The 21,121-nt window shown below is 71.4% G+C and carries 13 protein-coding genes and 1 CRISPR repeat array; of the genes, 6 read left to right on the top strand and 7 right to left on the bottom strand.

Features of this window, described 5'->3' with window-relative positions; genetic code table 11:
• Nucleotides 1-52: 52 nt before the first annotated feature.
• Nucleotides 53-1,485: a CRISPR direct-repeat array (repeat unit 29 nt; unit sequence GGGACCACCCCCGCACGCGCGGGGACCAC).
• 91 nt (nt 1,486-1,576) lie between these two features.
• The 7 genes from cas2e to casA form a co-directional block, all read right to left on the bottom strand.
• Nucleotides 1,577-1,942 (bottom strand): type I-E CRISPR-associated endoribonuclease Cas2e, encoded by a 366-nt coding sequence (gene cas2e, locus IE286_RS03460; protein WP_189795076.1) that lies wholly within the window; start codon nt 1,940-1,942, stop codon nt 1,577-1,579.
• Nucleotides 1,939-2,919, bottom strand: a complete 981-nt coding sequence (gene cas1e / locus IE286_RS03455) for a type I-E CRISPR-associated endonuclease Cas1e (protein WP_189795075.1) — start codon at nt 2,917-2,919, stop codon at nt 1,939-1,941. Before cas1e ends, cas2e begins: the two co-directional genes overlap by 4 nt.
• Entirely contained in the window at nt 2,916-3,641 is a 726-nt protein-coding gene (cas6e, locus tag IE286_RS03450) for a type I-E CRISPR-associated protein Cas6/Cse3/CasE (RefSeq protein ID WP_189795074.1), read from the bottom strand. Before cas6e ends, cas1e begins: the two co-directional genes overlap by 4 nt.
• Entirely contained in the window at nt 3,641-4,426 is a 786-nt protein-coding gene (gene cas5e / locus IE286_RS03445) for a type I-E CRISPR-associated protein Cas5/CasD (RefSeq protein WP_189795073.1), read from the bottom strand. Before cas5e ends, cas6e begins: the two co-directional genes overlap by 1 nt.
• On the bottom strand, nt 4,423-5,631 hold the full coding sequence (cas7e, locus tag IE286_RS03440) for a type I-E CRISPR-associated protein Cas7/Cse4/CasC (protein WP_189795072.1): 1,209 nt from the start codon (nt 5,629-5,631) through the stop codon (nt 4,423-4,425). The genes cas5e and cas7e overlap by 4 nt, the downstream gene beginning before the upstream one ends.
• A gap of 113 nt (nt 5,632-5,744) precedes the next feature.
• Nucleotides 5,745-6,596 carry a type I-E CRISPR-associated protein Cse2/CasB gene (gene casB, locus IE286_RS03435; protein ID WP_189795071.1) on the bottom strand — a complete coding sequence of 284 codons (852 nt, stop codon included), beginning with the start codon at nt 6,594-6,596 and terminating at the stop codon, nt 5,745-5,747.
• The gene (casA, locus tag IE286_RS27565; RefSeq protein ID WP_189795070.1) at nt 6,593-11,374 is read right to left on the bottom strand and encodes a type I-E CRISPR-associated protein Cse1/CasA; all 4,782 of its coding nucleotides are present in this window, start codon (nt 11,372-11,374) and stop codon (nt 6,593-6,595) included. Before casA ends, casB begins: the two co-directional genes overlap by 4 nt.
• A 385-nt stretch (nt 11,375-11,759) precedes the next feature.
• On the opposite strand from casA, the gene IE286_RS03425 reads away from it, so the two are divergent.
• The 6 genes from IE286_RS03425 to IE286_RS03400 all read left to right on the top strand — a co-directional run bounded on the left by IE286_RS03425 (nt 11,760) and on the right by IE286_RS03400 (nt 21,118).
• Entirely contained in the window at nt 11,760-13,034 is a 1,275-nt protein-coding gene (locus tag IE286_RS03425; protein WP_189795069.1) for an MFS transporter, read from the top strand.
• 513 nt (nt 13,035-13,547) lie between these two features.
• Nucleotides 13,548-14,420 carry an IclR family transcriptional regulator gene (locus IE286_RS03420; RefSeq protein ID WP_189795068.1) on the top strand — a complete coding sequence of 291 codons (873 nt, stop codon included), beginning with the start codon at nt 13,548-13,550 and terminating at the stop codon, nt 14,418-14,420.
• Between the two features lie 376 nt (nt 14,421-14,796).
• Nucleotides 14,797-18,621: a non-ribosomal peptide synthetase family protein gene (locus IE286_RS03415; protein WP_229861930.1), complete on the top strand. Its 3,825-nt coding sequence runs from the start codon at nt 14,797-14,799 to the stop codon at nt 18,619-18,621.
• 109 nt (nt 18,622-18,730) lie between these two features.
• The gene (locus tag IE286_RS03410; RefSeq protein WP_189795066.1) at nt 18,731-18,964 is read left to right on the top strand and encodes a tautomerase family protein; all 234 of its coding nucleotides are present in this window, start codon (nt 18,731-18,733) and stop codon (nt 18,962-18,964) included.
• Between the two features lie 63 nt (nt 18,965-19,027).
• Nucleotides 19,028-19,774 carry a maleate cis-trans isomerase family protein gene (locus IE286_RS03405; RefSeq protein ID WP_189795065.1) on the top strand — a complete coding sequence of 249 codons (747 nt, stop codon included), beginning with the start codon at nt 19,028-19,030 and terminating at the stop codon, nt 19,772-19,774.
• 120 nt (nt 19,775-19,894) lie between these two features.
• Nucleotides 19,895-21,118: an MFS transporter gene (locus IE286_RS03400; RefSeq protein WP_189795064.1), complete on the top strand. Its 1,224-nt coding sequence runs from the start codon at nt 19,895-19,897 to the stop codon at nt 21,116-21,118.
• The last annotated feature ends 3 nt before the right edge of the window (nt 21,119-21,121 follow it).

Below are 21,121 nucleotides of genomic sequence, written 5' to 3'. Positions count from 1 at the left end.
CCCGCACGCGCGGGGACCACGTCGTCGGACGCCGCTTCCAGCTGGCCCGTGAGGGACCACCCCAGCACGCGCGGGGACCACGTCGTCGGACGCCGCTTCCAGCTGGCCCGTGAGGGACCACCCCAGCACGCGCGGGGACCACAAGGCCAACGGTGATCTGTACGCGTGCGCCGCGGGACCACCCCCGCACGCGCGGGGACCACCACCAACTGTGTGGCGCCGATGGCGAAGGTCCTGGACCACCCCCGCACGCGCGGGGACCACAGGCCAAGCTTCCGGAATTGGGTCCCGTACTCGGGACCACCCCCGCACGCGCGGGGACCACGGGATCAGCTTCGCCATCACGGTGGCCGCGATGGGACCACCCCCGCACGCGCGGGGACCACAACCTCGCGAGGTTGACGGCGTTCCCGGTCCGGGGACCACCCCCGCACGCGCGGGGACCACCCACGTTGAGACCCGGCTAAAGAGGGTGGTTGGGGACCACCCCCGCACGCGCGGGGACCACACGCACAAGTGCCCGGTGACGTTCTGGCAGTCGGGACCACCCCCGCACGCGCGGGGACCACGCTGGGCGGTGGCGGGGACGTGGGCGAGCAGGGGGACCACCCCCGCACGCGCGGGGACCACCCACCACTCCCACTGCCGTCAAAGACGACAACAGGACCACCCCCGCACGCGCGGGGACCACGGGTCCTTCAGCAGGCTCCGTATGTAGTTGAAGGGACCACCCCCGCACGCGCGGGGACCACGGACTGCTGTCCGCGTACGCCTCGGACGGCTCGGGACCACCCCCGCACGCGCGGGGACCACTATGCGGTCACCCCGGGCGAGACGTACTGGACGGGACCACCCCCGCACGCGCGGGGACCACCATCGGTCGGGCGCTGATGGCGGCCGCGAAGGAGGACCACCCCCGCACGCGCGGGGACCACACACGCTCCCGTCGGGGTGAATGACGTGGGCTGGGACCACCCCCGCACGCGCGGGGACCACCGCCCCGGCAACAGGACCAGGTCCTCTATCGCGGGACCACCCCCGCACGCGCGGGGACCACGGATCTGCGCGCAGATGCAGCGGGCGGGGCTGGGGACCACCCCCGCACGCGCGGGGACCACGGTGCGGCGCTGCAACCCTTGGAGAGAGGAAGGGGGACCACCCCCGCACGCGCGGGGACCACTCTGCGGTGGCGTCAGGTACCACCTGGCACCAGGGACCACCCCCGCACGCGCGGGGACCACGCATGCGGCCCGGTGAAGCCGACGATAGTGCCGGGACCACCCCCGCACGCGCGGGGACCACGCCTGGCCGTACGCCACCAGCGGCGCCGTGAGGGGACCACCCCCGCACGCGCGGGGACCACATGGAGACTTTCATCATCATCCAGGACGGCAAGGGACCACCCCCGCACGCGCGGGGACCACAGACCATACGCACGACCAGTGATGAGCGCTTCCGGACCACCCCCGCACGCGCGGGGACCACAGAGCCTGACGTGCGGCTTTACACGGAGAGGCTTCTGTTTTTACTCACTTCTGCGAGAACGGCCATACTTCTCGAATTACTCTCCCTGGGGTCAAGTACGGCCATATCGCCTCCTCTTGGCTGCCTTGCTCCACCCCCGCTTCCCGGGCCCAGGTTGCTGCTCGGCGGAGGATGCGGGTGTGCGGGGAGACGGGCGGCGGAGGAGGGTGATGCCTTCATGGTCGGTGGGGTGCCACGCGTGGTCGTGGGTGGCGAAGGTGAAGCCTTGCTCATTGTCGGTCTGGTAGGCGAGCAGGGCGCGGCCCTGGCCTCGGTGGCGGCGGACCTCTTCCCACAGGATGGTGCGTACGCGAGCCGTGGGGGAGCCGAGGAAGACGCCCGGGGAGATTTCGAGCAGCCAGCGGGTGAGGAAGCCGCGCAGCCCGGAGGGGCAGTTGGCCAGCACGATGACGGTCACCAGATCGGCTCCTCTCGCCAGTGCGCTCCGGCGTCGGTGCCGTCGTAGTTGCGGCCGCCGGGCACGACGTATCCGTCGTCGGTCTGGAGGGCGACCTGGTCGGTTGTGTCCTCGGCGTCTCGCCCGTCGGCATGGTGAGGGAGGAGAAGAGTCTCTATGTCCTGTACGCAGCGGTCGAGGAGCCCCGTGCGGTTGATGCGGTCTCTGAGCGCCCTGCGGGTACGGGTGGCTACGTCGTCCTCGCCCTGGGCGGCCGCGTCGAAGGCGGCGGGGATCGCGATCTCGGTCTTGTAGAGGTCGGCGATGTCGAGGACGAAGGAGCGTTCGTGGCCCGAGTGGACGAAGCCGAGTCCGGGTGAGCAGCCGAGCGCGCACACCACGGCGTGGGCGATGCCGTACATGCACTGGGCGGCCGCGGTGACGGCTTGGTTGGCGGGGTCGCCGGCGCTGAAGTCGCCGTGGTGGTACTCGCGTCGGCGCCAGGGCACGCCGGTGCGGGCGGCTTCGCGGCGGTAGCATTCCTTGACCCGGCGGCCTTCCCTGCTGAGCAGTTCCTGGCGGGTGCGGGCGGAGGGATCGTCGTCGGGAAAGCGCATCCGGTACATGGCCCGCGCGACGGCCAGGCGGGTGCGACGGTTCGCCCACGCCGTGGCCTGAGCCTCCACCAGGCGGGACGACCGGGTCAGGGCACGGCCGCCCGCGTAGAAGCGCACGCCCTGCTCGCCGACCCAGACGACGCCCGCACCGCACTCGCCGAGGACCGACATCGCCTGATGGGTAACCCGGGTGCCCGGCCCGAGGAGCAAGGTGCCGATGGTGGCGGACGGGATGTGGGTGACTCCGTCCGCGTCGGTGGCCGTGATCGCGTTGTCCTCGCGGTGGACGGTGCAGCGTTCCAGGTAGATGAAGGAGATCCGGTCGCCGGCCCGGGTGAGCTCCTGGGGAGTGGAGACGGCGCGTCGGCTGATGGTGCTCATGAGGCGAGTGCGGGGGCGAGTGTCATCAGGCCGCAGCCGTAGGCCTTGCCCTTGCCCAGCCCGTGGGTGAGCGTGCGGCGGAAGACGTCGAGGTCGGTGATGCGCAGATGTCCGTCGAAGGTGACCCGGGTGAGGCGGACGTCATGGCGGGAGGAGCGGTCGGGGGTGCCCTTGCGGAACCGCAGGGGCTGCCGGGTGTGCACGACGACTCGATGCTCGTGGCCGCGTTCCGTCAGCTGCTGCTCCGGGGGAGTACGGACGATCTCGAAGCCGGCGCGTTCCTGCCGGGCGAGCAGCCAGTCGATCTGGTGGCGGGGGGTGACATGAGCGGTCCGCTTGGTCCTGGCGCCCTCCGCGTCGCCTTCCTTGCGGATGTGGTGGACGGGGTTGGCGGTGAGCCGGAAGGCCCAGACACTGCCCACGGTGAGGCGGTCGAGGAACTCCTCGTAGGCGAAGGTGGTCCAGCCCGGCTGGTCGGAGTGGGGCCAGCCGGCCTGTTCGACCAGGTGGGTCAGGTCGGGGCGGTCCGGGCTGACGATGAACAGGTCGGCGCGGGCGGCCGCGCTCGCGTCCACACGCCACAGCACCCGTGGACCCTCCCCGTCTCGGGGCAGGACGTCGGGGAAGGCCATGTTCACCGCGCCGTGCAGCCGGTGGGGGGAAGCGAGAAGCCGTCGGGCGCCGGAGCGGGCGGTGTTGATGCGGAAGCGGGTCAGATACATCAGCGGGACCTCGGGGTGTTCTCTTCCATGGCGGTGCCTGTGGGCGTGCCCAGGGGGCGCAGCAGAACCGTGGGTTCGTGCGGTCCGGGCGCGGCGGGGGCCGCGAGGCCCGGTGGGACGACCCGGTCGGTGCGGATGCCGCGCAGCTGGTACTGCCGGTGCCGTGAGTCGAAGCTGACGGGCGTGTCGCGCAGGGACAGGTCCGGCAGTTGCTCCGGCGGGCAGTCGATCAGTACGTCGAGGGATTCCGGCACAGCCGCATCGGCGCCCTGTCCCTGGCGGCGCGTCAGCTGGCGCCGGTACCAGCCGGACGCCTGCCACGGTGCGGTGCGCAGGGCTTCCTCCAAGGTGGTGTCCGCCCTCGGCGGGCCCATGTCGAGCGGCCGGGACGGCGGGCAGGAGCGCCGGCCGAGGAAGGGCAGGAAGTGCGGGGCGAGCAGGCGGCGGTGCAGGCGCTGCAGCAGGGTCTGCTCGCCTTCGACGCCGGCGACGAACACGGCGTCGGCGAGGTAGAAACGCTCGGACACCGGCATGGACTTGCCGGAGTCGGCGTGGTGCGCGGTGTGGAAGTCCCGCAGACGCCGGCCGGGCTGGTCGATGCGTACGCCGAACCGGAGCGCCGCCAGGTCGGAGAGGTCCGCGGTGCGGGGACGGCCGTCGGCGGCGGCGAGCAGACCGAGCACGCCGCTCTTGGTGGGCGCGTTCTCCGTGGTGCGCCGGGCGAAGCGGGCCGCCGACCCCCAGGACTGCAGGGGGCCGGCGAGCCGCAGCAACAGCACCGTCATGCGGCCGCTCCGGCCGAGAGCCGCTCGGCGACCGCCTGACCGACGTCCCGCAGCAGCGTCTTCAGGGTGACCTGCTGACCCAGGGCGGCCAGTGCCTCGGTCTCCTCGCCCACGCGGAAGACCCAGCTGTGTTCCTGGGGGGTTTCGATCCCGAACTGCCGTTCAAGGTCCGGTACGTACGCGGCGAGCCGGCGGCAGCTCTCGCGCAGGTATCCGCCGCCGGGGCCCTGCGGCACCGGCTCCTCGAAGGCGCTCACGAAGCTGACCGGGCGGGAGCCGCGGAGCTTCACGATCACGGCGGAAGGCAGGGTGTGGTTGCCGAAGGTGTTCACCTTCCCGGTCGGCAGGGAGGTGAGGAACGCCTCCAGGAACGCCGCGACGGCCTTCTCCACCGGCGCGCTCGGTGCCTCGTCGTCCCGGAGGCCGAGCCCGAGGTTGCGCTGCAACTCGTCGACGTCCACGGCGGCGTAGCGGTAGAGGGTGGCGGAGTTGAAGTCGATGGTGCCGATCATTCCGGCGCCGGGCTCCCCGGCGGTGTTCAGGTCGTCGACGGCCGTGTAGTAGTCGGACTCGATGTCCGACTTGTGCACACTGAGGGCGTGCGCCACCTGCGCGGCCGCATCGACGTTCAGGTCCGCGGAGTCGGCGACCATGCGTCCGAACAGGGCGATGTCCACCGAGTGGCGGGCGTTGACGGCCTGCCGGGCATCGGTCTTGTTCTCCTTCTTCTTGAAGTGGCTCTTGAGCACGTCGACGTCGCCGGTGCCGCCGACCGCCTTGATCGTCAGTTCCGCCAGGGCGTCCAGCTGCTGCCGGCTGAGAAACATCAGGTAGGAGGAGGTGGGGGAGGCGGCCGGCTCGTCGTCGTTCTTCCCCTTCCGCTTCGGCACTTCGATCTTGGTGTTGGTGGCCGCCTGCAGCGTCTCGACGGCCAGCTCGACGGCCACCGGTTCCAGGGACCCGTCCTTGGCGGTGATGCGCTCGGCCAGGGCCTCGGCGACCTTCTTGGTGCGGACCCCGAGTGCCTCCGGAGGCAGCAGGGCGTTGAACGCCTCACGGGTCGCGCGCTTCCACGCCTGGCTGGAGACCCGTGCGCGGCGCACTCCGCCGTAATAGGCGGATTTCGGGGTTCCGGTGTCGTCGCGGTTGATGTTGCTCGGCGGAACGGTCTGCAGAACGTGGATGTCGAGAATGGTGCGGGTCACGTCATTCCGTTTCTCTACGAGGATTGCGGGCACCGGGCACGGCGCGGGAGGCAGGCCGGCCACGGCGCGGGATAGGGAGGCGGCCGCGGTTGTCCGGCGGCCGGGGGAGCCGGCTACTCGCCGGCGTCGTCCAGGGAGGGCTGAAGGGGCCGGGCGGCAGAAGCGACGCCGGCGTGCTCCTCCCCATCCGCGGACGCGGGCCGGTGGAAGCGGTGGAAGTCACGGCCCCAGGCGCGCCTGACCTCGCCCTGGCGCATCTCGTCCTGCCAGTGACAGAGCTGCTCGGCGAGCAGACCGTAGTCCAGGGGGATGCGCGCGGTGCGCAGCAGCAGCACCATCTCGCGCAGCCGACGGCCCAGCATCTCGACGTCCGTCGAGGTGCCGATGCGTACGAACCGCTTCCGGACCGGCGAGTCGGCGTCCGCTCCGGGACCGGCTGTCCGGCTGCCGGCCGCGGCCTCGGCCCGCTCGGCCGGCTCGTCCTGCGCTCCCGTCCTGTCGTCGGCGAGCCGTCGCACGGCACGGCCCAGGGACCATCCGGGGACATGCATGGGCTGATCGCGGATGGACTGCTGGTGCAGAGCCCACAGGGTCACGGCGAGGTGCACCGCGCGCTCCTCGCGTTCCTCCCGCCGCTCCTGCTCCATCCGGTGACGGGACGACAGGTACCGCGACGGGGCGCTGCTGTCGCCCTCTTCCTGCTCGCGCTCCTCCCGCAGCCGGGCGAGATCGTCCAGGTAGTCCAGACCCCAGCTGGAGGGTGAGGCGAAGACGTCCTGGCCGGCCGCGCGCCGCAGCTGCGCGACCGCGGCGACCGCGGCGGCGTCGTCGCGGCGGTAGCCGCTCTGCAGCCGGCCGACCGTCGACCGGGCGACCCTGCGGGGCAGGGAGTGGCGGCGGTTGTCGTCGCCGTTCTGCTGCGGCACGGCGTGAGCGGGTTCGGTGTGGGGTGTCGTTGTCGTCATCGTGCGCTCTCCGCGCGGTCGGGAACGGCGAGTCGAGGACCTGCCTGGGCCGGCACCGGGAGGGTGGCAGCCCGGCTCTGCGGCGGTCCCAGGACGTGGTACAGGCGGGCGCTGAACACATGCTCGGCGCGGCCGGCGTCCATCAGCTGACGGCCCTTCTCGGGGACGTCGATCATGCGCCCCTCGTCCGCGGCGGGGCCCGCGGAGTCGAGCAGGTGCCGGCCGATCCGTTCGAGATGGCCGCGGACCGTCGCCCGCCACTGCCGCTGGGCCGTCTGCAGGTCCGGGAAGCCCAGCAGGTTGCGCAGCCAGGCCCGGTAGGGGCCGTCCAGGGCGCCGAAGCCCAGATCACGGGCGGTGGCGGCGGAGGCTGCCGGGTCCCTCCCCGCGGCGCGCGCCAGATTGCCGGCGAGGTGGCCCAGGGCCTCCACGGCCTCCTCGGCGTCGCTGACCGCGTCGACGGCGGCAGCGCCGTACTCCTGGTTGACCTCGTGCAGGGTGATCACCGGGAGGAGCACCGAGTCGTCCACGATCTCGTCGATCACGGACTGTTGCGTGCCGTAGACCGCACCCACCAGGCGCAGCCTGACCAGTTTCCCGGGGTCGATCTCACTGGTCGTGGTCAGTTGGGTGAACCACCGGACGACACCGGACCGCAGCGTCTTGGCAGGCTCGCCCGGTGCGCCGCGGTTCACCGCCCGGCCGCTGGCCGGAAGCAGGGCTGCGAGCCCACGCCAGGCTGCCTTGCTCGGGTCGTGCTGTTGCGGCATGTAGACCGGGGTGCGTCCCTGCTTCTTCTCCTGCGCCCGGCTGCGTCGCCAGCTCGTCATCGGCTCCAGCGTCCACGGTGCCTCCAGGGCCAGCGGGTCGCCGTAACCGAGCACCACTCCGGTGACCGCACCGTCCTCGGTGTGCAGCCGGATCCTGCGGGACTGCCAGGTGTACAGATCGCGCAGCCCCGCGGGCCGGGCCCGGCCCCTGCCGTCGCGCTCACCGGGACCCAGGGGGACGGGGCGCCGCCAGACAGGCATGTCCGTTCCAGCGGATGCGTCCCGTTCCGCCCCTGTCTCCTCCAAGGCGATCAGGTTGAGCAGCAGGGTCGATCGCAGCGTCGCACCTTCGGCGAAGACACCGCCGAGGGTGCCCAGGGAACCCACCCCCAGCGGGTAGACCTTGCCCGCCTTGCCGCGTGTGTCGCCGGCCATGGCGGACTTGATGCCGGAGGTGTCGAAGGCGTGGGCGTGCAGCAGCCACCGGGCGGCCTCCGCATACGTCAGTCTCTCAACGCCGGGCCGCCGCATGGCGAAGAAGGGTTCCCCCACCGGCACATCGGCCACGATCCGGGCGAGCGGCGCCACCTCTCCCTTGTCCGTGCGCAGGCCCGCGACCTGGTAGAACGGCCGCTCGGGATGGAAGAGATCGAACCGGTCCCGGTGACGCTCCAGGTATGCGGCAACCGGAGCGAACGGCTGGGGTGACAGCCACAGGTCTTCCCAGTCCTCGATCGTGGCCGGACCGTCCAGCGCGTCGTACAGGACCGCCAGTAACACCCGCAGCAGCGCGATCTCCTGGGTGGGCACGTCCCCCACCAGCCGCCGCAGCCCGTCCGCCTGGTCGAACAGGGCGAGGAGGGAGACCTCCTCCACTGTTCCGTCCGCGCGCTGCACCGGCAGCCACGGCATCTCCACCAGGTTGAACGACGGCGGCTCGCCCGGCCCGGAACCGCGCGCGCTCACCACGCCGGCCTCGGCAGTTGCCGTACGGCCCGTGACGGCGGCAGCGGCGCCGGCCGCACTCTCACCTTGCTCACTCTTACCCCCCTTGTGCTGGTGGTCCTCTCGTAACGCCTGCGCGCTTCCCCCCGCTGCGTCACCCCCGGCCGCGGGCACGCCAGGACCCGTCACCCGCAGGCCGTCGGTTCGGCTGTAGGTGATCTGAAAGCCTGCCAGACGGCACTGACAATCGGGGTCGAGCACGAGGATCAGCTCGCCTGCCAGCCAGGGGCAGTCCCGCGCCTGCCAGGCAGGGACCATGAACTGCTCCAGCTCGGCGATCGTCTGGTCGATCAACCACGGTGAGCTGAAACGCCCCGGCAGCGTCAGGGCGCTCGCGGCCACCGCCTCGGCGGCGCGCCGGGACGGGGCGAAGTCGGTCGGCAGCTCCAGCCCGCCCCGGCCGTCCGCGCGGCCGTCGTCCAGCCACGGCACCGTGGTCAGCCGCCCGTCGGCCTGGCGCTGCACGATCAGCACCTCCAGGGTCTCGGCGCTGTCCCGCACCTGAGCCCGTCCCGTGGAGGTGTCGTCCGCGTCCCCGACCGACGCCTCCAGCCAGCCGTACACCGGCCGCCCCGGCCGCCCGACCCTGTCGAGGAGGAAGGCGCCCGCCTTCTCCCGTTGCCCATCGAGCAGTTCCTCGTGCGCGTCCCGCAGTTCGCTCAGCCGCTCGGCCCACGCCTGCGGGCCTACGGGCTGATCGCCGTAGACCTGCTGCACCAGCGGACTGATGCCGTCCGGCAGGTGCAGGGCGGCACCGTCGAGATACGGCTGCAGTACGGCGATCGACCGCAGCAGAACGTACTCGCTCCGGTACACCGCACAGGTCCCCTTGACCGGCTGCGGAGGCGCGGCGGACCAGTCCACCCCGGTGATCAGGCAGCGGGGCCGGGCCAGCGGAGCAGGCCGGGGGCGCCGATGGCGGTGCAGGCGTCCCATCCTCTGCAGCACCAGGTCCACCGGAGCCAGATCCGTCACCAGCAGATCGAAGTCGATGTCGAGCGACTGCTCCGCGACCTGGCTGGCCACGACCACATGACGCGCGGGACGCTCCCGCCCGTCCGGTCCGAACCGGCGCAGCAGCCAGGCATCCTTCGCGGCCCGGTCCGCGGCGAGGAAACGCGAGTGCGCCACGGTGACCACGTCCTCGCCCAGGCGCTGCCGCAACGCGTCCGCGGTCTGCAGGACCCGGTCCACGGTATTGCGGACGACCAGCGCGCAGCCCCCGTCCGCCAGCTCCCGCTCCAGACGGTCCGCCAGTGCTTCCAGGTCGTCGTCCAGCCGCTCCAGCACCACTTGCGTCCGCCGGCCGGAGGCAGCCGGCGGACGTGCCGAGAGAACCGGCCGGCTCGGACAGGCGGCAGTGATCAGGGGGTAGGCGTCGCTCCCCGTCTCCACTTCCTTCGCCGCCTCGGCACCGGCGTACGCGGCCACCAGTGCCCGGCGCCGCTCCTGCGGCAGCGTGGCCGACAGCAGCACCACCGGAACCCGGTACGCCGCCAGCCACTCCAGCACACGGTCGAGGTAACGGCCCATATAGGCGTCGTAGGCGTGCACCTCGTCGATCACCACGACCTTGCCGGCCACTGCCAGATGCCGCAGCGCCAGGTGACGGCTCTTCAGCCCGGCGAACAGCACCTGGTCGACGGTCGCCACCGCGAAGGACGCCAGCAACTGCTTCTTGCGGCCGCGCAACCACTGGTGGGCGTGCAGGGCGGACGGCTTGACGTCCGCGTCCCCTTGCCGCTGCCGCTGATCCGCGTCGACACCGAGGAGGGACGGTTGCCTGCGGCGCAGCAGCCCGGCCCAGACCTCGTTGAGCGCCGCCTTGGCGTGAGCCAGAACGACCGTACGCCGACGGTCCTCCTTCAGGCCGGCCGGGAGTCGTTCCAGCCACCGCAGCAGGCGAGGGAACATGGCGTCCCCCGTGGCACGTGTGGGCAGAGCCACCAGCAGCCCGCCGGCACCGGACCGTGCGGCCAGAATCTCCGCCGCGGCCAGCGCCGCCTCGGTCTTCCCCTCGCCCATGGGCGCTTCGACGATCAGCAGCCCCGGCTCGGGCATGGAGCGTGCCATCTCCACGGCCTCGGACTGCACCGGCCGGATCACCGCGTCCGCGAGCCCGGGGAAGCGGTGCGCGAACAGGTCGGCCGGGGAGTCTTCGGGCTCCTCGGGATTCCACGGCTCCGGCAGATCCAGGTCGTCCCAGGCGGCACGAAGCCTGCGCCGCTCGCCCACCGGGCCGGCCGGCTGCCAGCTCTGCGGGTCGTACGGGAACAGCTCGGGCGCGCTGGCGATCCAGTCCGCGAGGATCACCACCGCCGTCAGAACCACCTGTACCGTCTGCGGAAGCCGGACCGTCCCCCACTCGGGCAGCCGGCTCGCGGCCCCGGTCGCCTCGGCACAGGCGTCCATCAACTCGTACTGGACCTGACGCCACAGGCTCTCGCCGGCTCCCGGATGCCGCAGCAGACGGGGGCGCAACTGCAGGTCGTGCATCTGCCCGTGATCCGGCGGAACCCCGTGATGGCCGCCCGCGACCACAGCGAACTGCCCCGACACCCGCCCGCGCAGACCGAAGCGGCCGTCCATCCACTCCTGCAGCAGCAACTGCCCGGCCAGCCCGTGCGGAGCGAGCCGCCGGTCCTCGCCGTACTCACGGAGCGTGGGCATGCCGAGACCGGCATCCCTCATCGGACCCGCCAGGGACTCCACTTGGCAGGCGAAGGCAGGCGTGGCTTTGCCGATGTCATGGACGGCGGCGAGAAAGCGCACCAGGACGCGGGCGTCCTCCTCACCGCCCGGCAGGACCTCACTCACCAGCCCGCGGACAGACCGCGGCAGCCAGCGCTCCCACAGCAGCCCGGCCACGGCACCGCTGTCCGCCATGTGCCGCCACAAGGGCAGCCAACTGTCCGTCTTCCGGTCGTGCTTCGCCCACACCCGCCGCGCCGCCGCCGACAGCCGGTCGACCGGTAACAGAACGGGGTCCAGCCATGAACTCATGTCCCTATGACACACGCTTTCCTCTTCCTGCGGGGACGAAGCGGCAAATGGGTCCCGACCTGCGGGATGGCGTGGTAGTGGGCGGTCGGTGCGGTCGGTGCGAGGGGAGCGCGGAGCGCTCACCGCGGCGGACCCCGGGTGAGCGCTCCGCAGTACTTGCGCGTCAGGCCAAGCGGCAGCGGCATGCACCGCGCGGCCGCAGCAGCAGTACGACCGTCACGATGACCACCAGAACCCACACCCACGGTGCAGGTGCGGAGGGAACATCCCGCCGCGCGCTACGCTCGCTGCCGACATCGCCGTCATTCACCGCCCTGGGCCACCAGTCGGCGCAGCCGAATCCCCCGGCCCGCCTCCTGTACGTCGGAGAGATCGGTTCACGGAAGTGACTATTGCCCCTCAGGAAGCGACTGCTCGGTCGACCCGCAGCGGAAGGTGGCTGCTCACCTACTTCTGCACCAGCAGTGTCGCCGAGACCGTGCAAGCGGTCAGCATCATGTGGGCCTCCTACCGCCTGAGCCACAACGCGCTGGTCACCGGGGCGATGAACGCCGCGGCCTATCTGCCGGGCGTCGTCCTGGGGCTGCTCATCCGCAAGAGGGCCGACAACGGGGACCCGGCCCACCGGCTGTCCCTGACGAACTGGGTGCTCTTCGCCGGGTCCGCCTTGCTCACCCTGGTGTGGATGGCCGGCTCGCCTCCGGGACCCGCGCTGGGTGCCTTCGCCGTCGTGCAGTGCAGCTTGAGCTTCGTGAAGACGATGAACAAGGCCCACGCCGGCCGCTTCATCCGTCAGGGATACCCGGCCTCGGAGGCCATACGGCTGCGGCAGCGCTCCACGTCGCTGGGGCAGGTGGGCGGGGCGGTCGGCGGCGGGGCGGCCGGTGTGCTGCTGGGGATCGGGGCAGTGGGCTGGTGCTTCGCCACCGCTGCCCTGCTCTACCTGGCGGGACTCGTGGCGGTACGCCTCGCCACCCCCTCGACGCCGCGCGACGAGGAGAAGCCGACGGCGGCCGCGGAGCCGGCGACGAAGGACACCGGTCAGGCCGCTGCGCCGGAGATGCGCAAGCCGATGCAGAGCCCCTCGGACGGCTCACGGGTGCTGCGCGCCATCCTGCTGTACTCGTTCCCCAGCAGCGGCTCGCTTCCGTTCCTCTCCACCGTCGCCGTTCCCTTGGCGCAGACGGTGGCGCCCGGATCCGGTGACTTCTACGCGGTGCTCAGCGTGGCCGCCATGAGCGGCGGATTCCTGGCGGGTACGGCACTGACGAGCAGGCGGCTGTCGTCCGGCCTCGTCCTGCGGGCCGCCTTTCCCGTCGCTGCGGCGCTGGCCGCCGGGACCGCGCTCACCCGCTGGCCGGCTGCCGTCGTTGTGCTCTTCCTCGTGCTCAACGCCGTCCTCACCGCGCATGTGATGGTGATGCAGGTGCTGACCAACCAGGCGCCGCCCGAGGACCAGGTGGGTCGCTTCGCGGTGGTGCGCAACGCCGTGGCGGGGACGGCCAAGTTCACCGCCTCGCTCCTGGCCGGCTGGCTGGTGGAGTCCCTCGGCCTCGTCGGCGCCTGGATCGCGCTCGCCGTCGTCCTGGCAGCGGCCGGGCTCCGGTGGCGGAGCCTGGGACGGAGCAGGGAGATGGAGACACTGGTCGGTGCGAACTGAGACGGCGTCGACGGCCTCGCAGGGACGCACGCGCCGTCGGGAGCTGTTGCGTGCCGACGTGCTTCAGCAGGGCAGCCCACCCTGGTCCCGACCGCGCGCTGCCCAGGCGCCGACCCGCGTCGGTGCCGAGCCGCCGCAGCGGATCGTCGCGGACCAGGCCGTATACGAGCCGTACGCGTCACTGCGGCACCCCGCTTACTGCGGGGCAGGGCACGTATGACAACGCCGTATGGACACCGCACGACATCTGCGTGGGATGTGACGGCTTTCATGGTGTGCCGCCCTGTTCTCGGGTAGGAAGAGCAGGTGGTGTGTTCACGCACGGTCATGTCTTGGCGAGACAAAGCGCAGCTTGTGTCTTGACATGCTGGTGACCCAGTGAAAAGCGCCGACCGAACGGGGGAGGGAAGCCGTCGTGCGCGCCATCAATTCCTCTGGTCCTCCAGTGGGCCGGCCGATGCCGGCCACCTCCGGCCAGCTGTCCCCACTGCTTCCAGAGAGGACTCCTGTTTCATGACCAGCACTCCCATCTACGACACGACCAGGCCGGCGGAGATCCCGGCTCGCGCCGGCCGTGTCACGCCGCCCCGGCGAGCCGTCCGGCGCGGCGGCGGAACCAGTCATGCCGAGCGGGTCTTCCGGGTCCAGCAGGCCTTCGCCGAACTCGGCGGCGGACCGCAAGGACTGGCCGAACTCTCCCGCGCCGCGGGCATCGACGACTCCGCCGTCCATCGCATCCTGCGTTCCGGCGTGGCGCACGGCACCTTTCAGCAGGTGGGGCGAGGACGGTACCGGCTCGGCCCGCAGGCGGCGATGCTCGGGCTTGGCGCCCTGGAACGGGCGGTGAGCGATGACGCGCTGCGCGGGATCCTGGAGCGGCTGCGGCTGAGTATCGACGGCAGTCTCGTCTTCCTCTACGGGCTGAGCTCCTTCGCCGGCATGCAGCGCCAGTGCATCGAGATGGCCGTCGGCACGTCCGACCTGTCCGAGCTCGGGTTCGGCCCGCGTGAACTGGTCTTCTCGCACCGCTCCTTACGCATCGGGGCGTCCGGACGGGCCATCCTCGCCCATCTGCCGGAGTCCGTGCAGCGTCGGGTGGCCGCGGAACCGGTCCCCGCGGGCATGGGGCCCGGCGCCTTCCACGACAGCCACCGGATGCTCGCCTCGCTGGCGGAGATCCGTGCCCACGGCTATGCGCTCGGGCTCGAAGAGTGCGTGGCGGGCTGGGACTCCATCGCGGTCCCGGTGTTCTGGGGTGGCCTCGTCGTCGGCGCGGTCACCGTCATCGCCCCGGGCGCGCTCACGCCCACCGAGCGTGCTCCGCACATCGCCGCCACCCGGAAGGCCGCGCAGGAGGTACGGCGTCTGGTCGCCCTCGACGACTGAGCCGCGTCTGCCCGACGGTCGTGCGACCACCGTCCCGCCGTCTCGCACCTCAAAGCGCCGGCCGGAACCCTGTACCGCGGTTCCGGCCGGCGCTGTTCGGCATGCCCGTTCAGCGGCCGGTGGAACGGTACTTTCCGTTCGTTCAGACTCTCCTTTTCTCGCCTGACGGGAATGAGGTCCTTGTCACAGAGGATTTGACGCCGAGTTTTCTCTTGGTGCGAGAAAGTGCAGGCCAGGGGCGCATTGCCAAGAGTTGACACAAGAATTTGCCGCTTGTTTGATAGGGGCTCCGGGGTTCTTCTGGGCAGTCTGGCGCGATCGATCGAATTCCGTCCAGGTCTGTTCAGCACTTCGTCCGAAAGCAATGGGGGATGCTTTGACCAGTGCGCCGTCGCTTTCCCGGATACACGACATACGCCCGACCACCTGCCTGACCGGCCTGCTCGACCAGCAGGTGCAGGCCCGGCCCGACGAGGTCGCCGTCGTCTGCGGCGATGTGCGACTCACCTATCGCGAACTGCGCAGCGCCTCCGGCGAACTGGCGGCGCACCTGCACGCCCTCGGCGTCGCCGCCGACGACTGCGTGGGCCTGTACGTCGAGCCCTCCGCGGACCTGGTGACCGGCGTGTGGGGCATCCTGCGCGCGGGCGCCGCCTACCTGCCGCTGTCGCCGGAGTATCCCGAGGACCGGCTCCGCTACATGCTGGACGACAGCCGCGCCCGGGTCCTGCTGACCCAGGAGCACCTGCGGCACCGGCTGGCCGGACTCGTGCCCGCCGGCACCCGCATCGTCACCCTCGCCGACGCCCGGGGCGCCGCGGGCCCGGTGCCCGCGGGTCCGCGGCCGGACTCACTGGCGTACGTCATCTACACCTCCGGCAGCACCGGCCGGCCCAAGGGTGTGATGATCGAACACCGCAGCATCGTGTCCCAGATGCGCTGGATGCAGGCCTGCGGTCACCTCGACGCCGGTGTGACCGTCATCCAGAAGACACCCATGAGCTTCGACGCCGCCCAGTGGGAGATCCTCGCCTGCGCCCAGGGCGCCCGTGTGGTGGTGGGCGCGCCCGGCATCTACCGCGATCCCGAGGCGCTCATCGACACCATCGTCGCGCACGACGTGACCGTGCTCCAGGGTGTCCCCACCCTGCTCCAGGCCCTGCTGGACACCGAACGCCTGGCCTCCTGCACCTGCCTGCGCAAGGTGTTCTCCGGCGGTGAGGCGCTGTCCCGGCCGCTGGCCCGCGCCCTGTGCGAGGCGCTGCCGTGGGCGAACCTGATCAACCTGTACGGGCCGACCGAGTGCACCATCAACGCCACCGCTCACCTGGTGGACCCCGGCGAACTGGGGGAGGGCGCCGGCGCGGTGCCGATCGGTGTGCCCGTCGACAACACCCAGTGCTACATCCTCGACGAGCAGCTCGCCCCCGTCGACATCGGCGAGGCCGGCGAACTCTACATAGGCGGCGTGCAGCTGGCGCGTGGCTACCTGAACCGCCCGGAGCAGACGGAGGAACGCTTCGTCCCCTCTCCGTTCATCCCGACCGAGCGGCTCTACCGCACCGGCGACCTCGCCCACTGGAACCCCGACGGCTCCATCCAGTTCGTCGGGCGCGCCGACAACCAGGTCAAACTGCGCGGCTACCGGGTGGAGCTGGACGAGATCGCCCTCGCGATCGAGGAGCACACCTGGGTCCGGCGGGCCGCGGCCGTGGTCACCGACGACGAGCGCACCGGATTCCAGAACCTCGTCGCCTGCGTCGAGCTGAACCCCAAGGAAGCCGCCCTGATGGACCAGGGCAACCATGGCGCCCACCACCAGTCGAAGGCCAGCCGCCTGCAGGTGCGTGCCCAGCTGTCCAACCCCGGCCTGCGCCCGCCGGAGCAGACCCGGGGCCTGCCGGTGCTCGCTCTGCCGGGCCGCCAGGAGACCGCACGGCAGCGCCGCGAGGTCTTCGCCCGCAAGACGTACCGCTTCTACGAGGGCGGCCCCGTCCGCCGTGACGAGCTGGCCGCCCTGCTCGCGCCCCGCCCGGCCGGCACGCTCCGGCGCGACCCGGCCGACCTGACCTTCGACCAGCTCGGGGAAGTGCTGCGGTGGTTCGGCCAGTACCACAGTGACGAGCGCCTGCTGCCCAAGTACGCCTACGCCTCGCCGGGAGCCCTGTACGCCACCCAGCTGTACCTGGAGACCGGTGGCGTGGCCGGACTCGGCGCCGGCGTGTACTACTACCACCCCGCCGACCACACGCTGCTGCGCGTCACCGACCGCACCGGCACCCCGGCCGGGCGCCTGCTGGTCCACTTCAGCGGCCGGAGGCAGGCCATCGAGCCGGTGTACAAGAACAACATCGTCGAGGTGCTGGAGTTCGAGACCGGTCACATGGTGGGCGTCTTCCAGGAGATCCTCCCCGAGTACGGCCTCACCATCCGGCCGCTGACCCACGATCCGCGGGTCAAGGACCGTCTGGCGGTCGCCGACGAGGACCACTGCCTCGGCACCTTCGAGATCCGCGGCAACGACGGAACACCGGATGCCGACCCGACCGAGCTGTTCGTGCAGGCCCATCCCGGCCGTGTCGACGGCCTGCCGGCGGGCCAGTACCGCTGGCGCGACGGCGACTTCGAGCGGATCTCCGACGAGCTGGTCGAGTCCAGGCACGTCATCGCCATCAACCAGGCGGTGTACGCACGAGCGGGCTTCGGCATCACCGCCGTCAGCCGTGCCGCGGAGCCCTGGCTCGAGTACGTCGTACTGGGCACCAAGCTGCACCATCTCCAGCGCAACGGCCTGGGATTCGGGTTCATGTCCTCCGGCTACAGCTCCAAGACCGGGCACCCGCTGCCCGCCGCCCGCCGGATCGACGACATCCTCACCACGGCCGGCCTCACCACCGGCGCCTCGTACTTCTTCCTCGGCGGCAAGGTCTCCGAGGAGCAGATCCGCAGCGAGGGCATGCACGAGGACAGCGTCCACATGAAGGGCCCCGCCGAGATCATCAAGGACGAGCTGGCCGCGTTCCTGCCCGACTACATGCTCCCCAACCGGGTGCTGATCATGGACCAGCTGCCGCTGACCGCCAACGGCAAGGTCGACGTCAAGGCGCTGGCCGCCCTGGACACGGTGCGCGACGCCGGCCGGGACACTCCCTACGTCGCACCCGCCACCGAGCACGAACGCCGGCTGGCCGGGGAATGGGGCCGGGCGCTCAGGTACGACAACGTGTCCGTCGAGGACGACTTCTTCGCCTGCGGAGGGAATTCGCTGATCGCGGTCTCCCTGGTCAACCGGATCAACCGCACCTTCGGCACGAGGCTGCCGCTCCAGGTCGTCTTCGAAAGCCCGCGCCTCGCCGATCTCGCCGCCCGCATCGCCGACGGCTCCGGCGCGCCGTCCTCCCGGCTCGTGCCGCTGGTCGCCGAGGGCACCGGCGCCCCGGTGTTCTGCTGGCCCGGCCTCGGCGGCTACCCGATGAACCTGCGGCTGCTGGCCCGCGAGACGGCGCTGGGGCGCCCCTTCCACGGTGTCCAGGCCCATGGCATCAACCCCGGTGAGACGCCCTACCCGACGGTCCGCGAGATGGCGGCCGCCGACATCGCGCAGATCCGCCGCGTGCAGCCGGAGGGCCCCTACACCCTGTGGGGCTACTCCTTCGGCGCCCGCGTCGCCTTCGAGGCCGCCTGGCAGTTGGAGCAAGCCGGCGAGGTGGTGGAGAACCTGCTGCTGATCTGCCCCGGCAACCCCCGGGTGCGGGCCGCCGACGCCGAGCGTCACGGCCGCGAAGCCAGTTACGCCAACCCCGCGTACGTCACCATCCTGTTCTCCGTCTTCACCGGCACCATCAGCGGCCCCGACCTCGACGCGTGCCTGGCCACCGTCCGCGACGAGGACGGCTTCGTGGCCTTCGTCGCCGAGCGGCTGCCGGCCCTCGGCGAGGAGCTGATCCGGCGGATCACCCGCATCGTCGCGCAGACCTACGAGTTCGAGTACAGCTTCCGTGAGCTGGCCGAGCGGCGGCTCGACGCCCCCGTGACGATCTTCAAGGCGGCAGGCGACGACTACTCCTTCATCGAGGGCAGCTCCGGCTGGTCCGCCGCCCCGCCGGCGGTCGTCACCCTCGAAGGCGACCACTACGCCGTCCTGAAGGAACACGGCGTCGGTGAACTCGCCGCGGCGATCCGCGCCCGGCTGGAGACCTGACGGCGCACGCCCGGCGGGCCGCCCGGCACGACGACCGTCCCGGCCCGCACGGACCCGCCCCGACCATCCTGTCCGTGCCCCGTCCACCCGCAGCACCCGGAGGAGCACCGTGCCACACGTCCACATCAAGCACTTCCCCCGCGACTTCACCGACGAGCAGAAACAACGTCTCGCCGACGCGATCACCGCGGTCGTCACGGACCACTTCGACACCTATGACGGAGCGGTCTCCATCGCCCTGGAGCCCGTCACCGCCGACGACTGGGACCGTGCGGTCCTCGTCCCGGACATCCAGGGCCGCGCCGGCCTCCTGATCAAGAAGCCCGACTACCGCAGCAGCTGACGCATCCGCGGGGCCCCGCCCGCCCGGCGGGGCCCCGCCGGCCACCCAGGAGAGGAAGAGCCCATGACCGACATGCTCGGCCCCCGCCTCAAGGTCGGCGTCGTCGTCCCGTCGACCAACACCTCGGCACAACCGGAACTGGACGCCCTGCGCCCGGCCGGCGTCACCAACCACATCGGCCGCATGGTGATCAATGACGACTCCATGGAGGACGAGCCCGGTTTCGACCATGTGATGCACAGCATCCGCACGTCCACCCACCCCGCGATCCGCAGCGTCGTCAGCTGCTCCCCGGACTGCGTGGTCATCGGCGTCTCACCGGAGAGCTACTGGGACGGCCCCCGATCCCACACCACGGTCCTGGAGTCGATGCGGTCGGTCGCCGGCGGACTGCCCGTCGTGATGAGCCCCGACGCGATCAAGGCCGCACTGACGGTCCTGGACGTCCGCCGCGTCGGCGTCATCACCCCCTATCTGCCGCTCGGTGACGACTCCGTGAGCCGCTTCTTCAAGGACAGCGGCTACGACGTCGTCGCCATCCAGGGGCTCGGCATGCCCAGCCCCGCGAAGATCTCCCATGTCACCGAGGCCCAGCTGCGCGACGCCGTGCGGACGGTGGACAGTGCCGATGTCCAGGCCATCGTCCAGGTCGGCACCAACGTCCCGATGATGCGCTTCGCCACCGTCGCCGAGACCTGGCTCGGCAAGCCCGTTCTCTCCAACAACGCCGTCCTGTACTGGCACGCCCTGCGTACCTGCGGGATCGAGGACCGCCTGGCCGGCTTCGGTACGCTCCTCGCCCGTCACTGACCGTACCGGGCGCGGTCCGCGCGGCCGCGCCCGACGACGACACGTCGGAAACCGCACACCTTTGGGGGACCCGGCCTGTCCGGATCCCCCGGCATCCGCTTCTTGCTTGGAGACACACCTGTGAGCAGTCCTGGCACCACCGAGACGACCGTCCTGAGTCCCGGCCGGACGGAGACCGGGAACCGGCTTCCCGTGGGACGCCTGCTGGCGTTCACGACGGCCGGGTTCCTCGCCATCATGACCGAGACGATGCCCGCCGGTCTGCTGCCGCGGATCGGCGACGGCCTCGGCGTCACGGAGGCGTGGGCCGGCCAGCTCGTCACGCTCTACGCCATCGGCTCGACCGTCGCAGCCATCCCCGTCATCGCCGCCACCCGCAGCATGAACCGGCGGCCCCTGCTGCTGTGGGCCGTGGGCGGCCTGCTGGTGTTCAACACCGTCACCGCACTGTCCGCCCTGTACGGGCTGACCCTGTTCGCCCGCTTCGTCGCCGGCATGGCCTCGGGTGTCATCTGGGGCGTGCTCGCCGGCTACGCCCGCCGTCTGGTCCCGGCCGCCCTGCAGGGCCGTGCCCTGGCCGTCGTCGGGGTCGGCCAGCCCATCGCGCTGACCTTCGGCGTCCCACTGGGCACCTGGCTCGGTTCGCTGTTCGACTGGCGGGGCGTGTTCTGGATCATGTCCGCCGTGGCGCTGCTGCTCATGCTCTGGGTGCGCGCCCTGGTGCCCGATGTGCCCGGCCAGAGTGCCGCCGAACGTCTGCCCATCCGGCGGATCTTCACCACGCCCGGCGTTCGTCCGGTCCTCGCCGTGGTCTTCTTCTGGATCCTCGCCCACAACATCCTCTACACGTACATCGCCCCGTTCCTGGAGAAGGCCGGGCTGAAGGACCGTGTCGACGTGGCCCTGCTGGTGTTCGGCGCCTCGGCCATCGTGGGCATCTGGGCCACCGGCGTCCTGGTCGACCGCATGCTGCGCACCGTGACTCTGGTCAGCCTCGCCGCGTTCGCGGCCGCCGCAGTGGTGCTGGGCATCGGGCACGAGTCGCCCTGGGTGGTCTTCCCCGGCATCGTCGCCTGGGGCCTGACCTTCGGCGGGGCGCCCACCCTGCTGCAGACCGCGATCGCCGACGCCGCGGGGGAGGGGGCCGACGTCGCCCAGTCGATGCTGGTGACGGTCTTCAACCTCGCCGTCGCCGGCGGCGGCCTGGCCGGCGGCCTGCTGCTGGAGACCGCCGGAGCGGCCGCCTTCCCGTGGGCGCTGCTCGTCCTGGCCCTGGCCGCCCTGGCCGTCGTGGCGGGCGCCAGGTCGCACGGTTTCACGCCGGGACACCGCGTCGCCCCGTAAACG

Source organism: Streptomyces thermodiastaticus (genome assembly GCF_014656135.1).
GTDB classification, from domain to species: domain Bacteria; phylum Actinomycetota; class Actinomycetes; order Streptomycetales; family Streptomycetaceae; genus Streptomyces; species Streptomyces thermodiastaticus.
The sequence above is the reverse complement of the archived record's forward strand: the minus strand, read 5'-3'. Positions and strand labels throughout refer to the sequence as shown.

Coding starts and splice junctions, on each gene's coding strand:
- cas1e (WP_189795075.1), bottom strand. CDS start 2,919: ATGAGCACCATCAGCCGACGCGCCGTCTCCACTCCCCAGGAGCTCACC.
- cas6e (WP_189795074.1), bottom strand. CDS start 3,641: ATGTATCTGACCCGCTTCCGCATCAACACCGCCCGCTCCGGCGCCCGA.
- cas5e (WP_189795073.1), bottom strand. CDS start 4,426: ATGACGGTGCTGTTGCTGCGGCTCGCCGGCCCCCTGCAGTCCTGGGGG.
- casB (WP_189795071.1), bottom strand. CDS start 6,596: ATGACGACAACGACACCCCACACCGAACCCGCTCACGCCGTGCCGCAG.
- casA (WP_189795070.1), bottom strand. CDS start 11,374: ATGAGTTCATGGCTGGACCCCGTTCTGTTACCGGTCGACCGGCTGTCG.
- IE286_RS03420 (WP_189795068.1), top strand. CDS start 13,548: ATGACCAGCACTCCCATCTACGACACGACCAGGCCGGCGGAGATCCCG.
- IE286_RS03405 (WP_189795065.1), top strand. CDS start 19,028: ATGACCGACATGCTCGGCCCCCGCCTCAAGGTCGGCGTCGTCGTCCCG.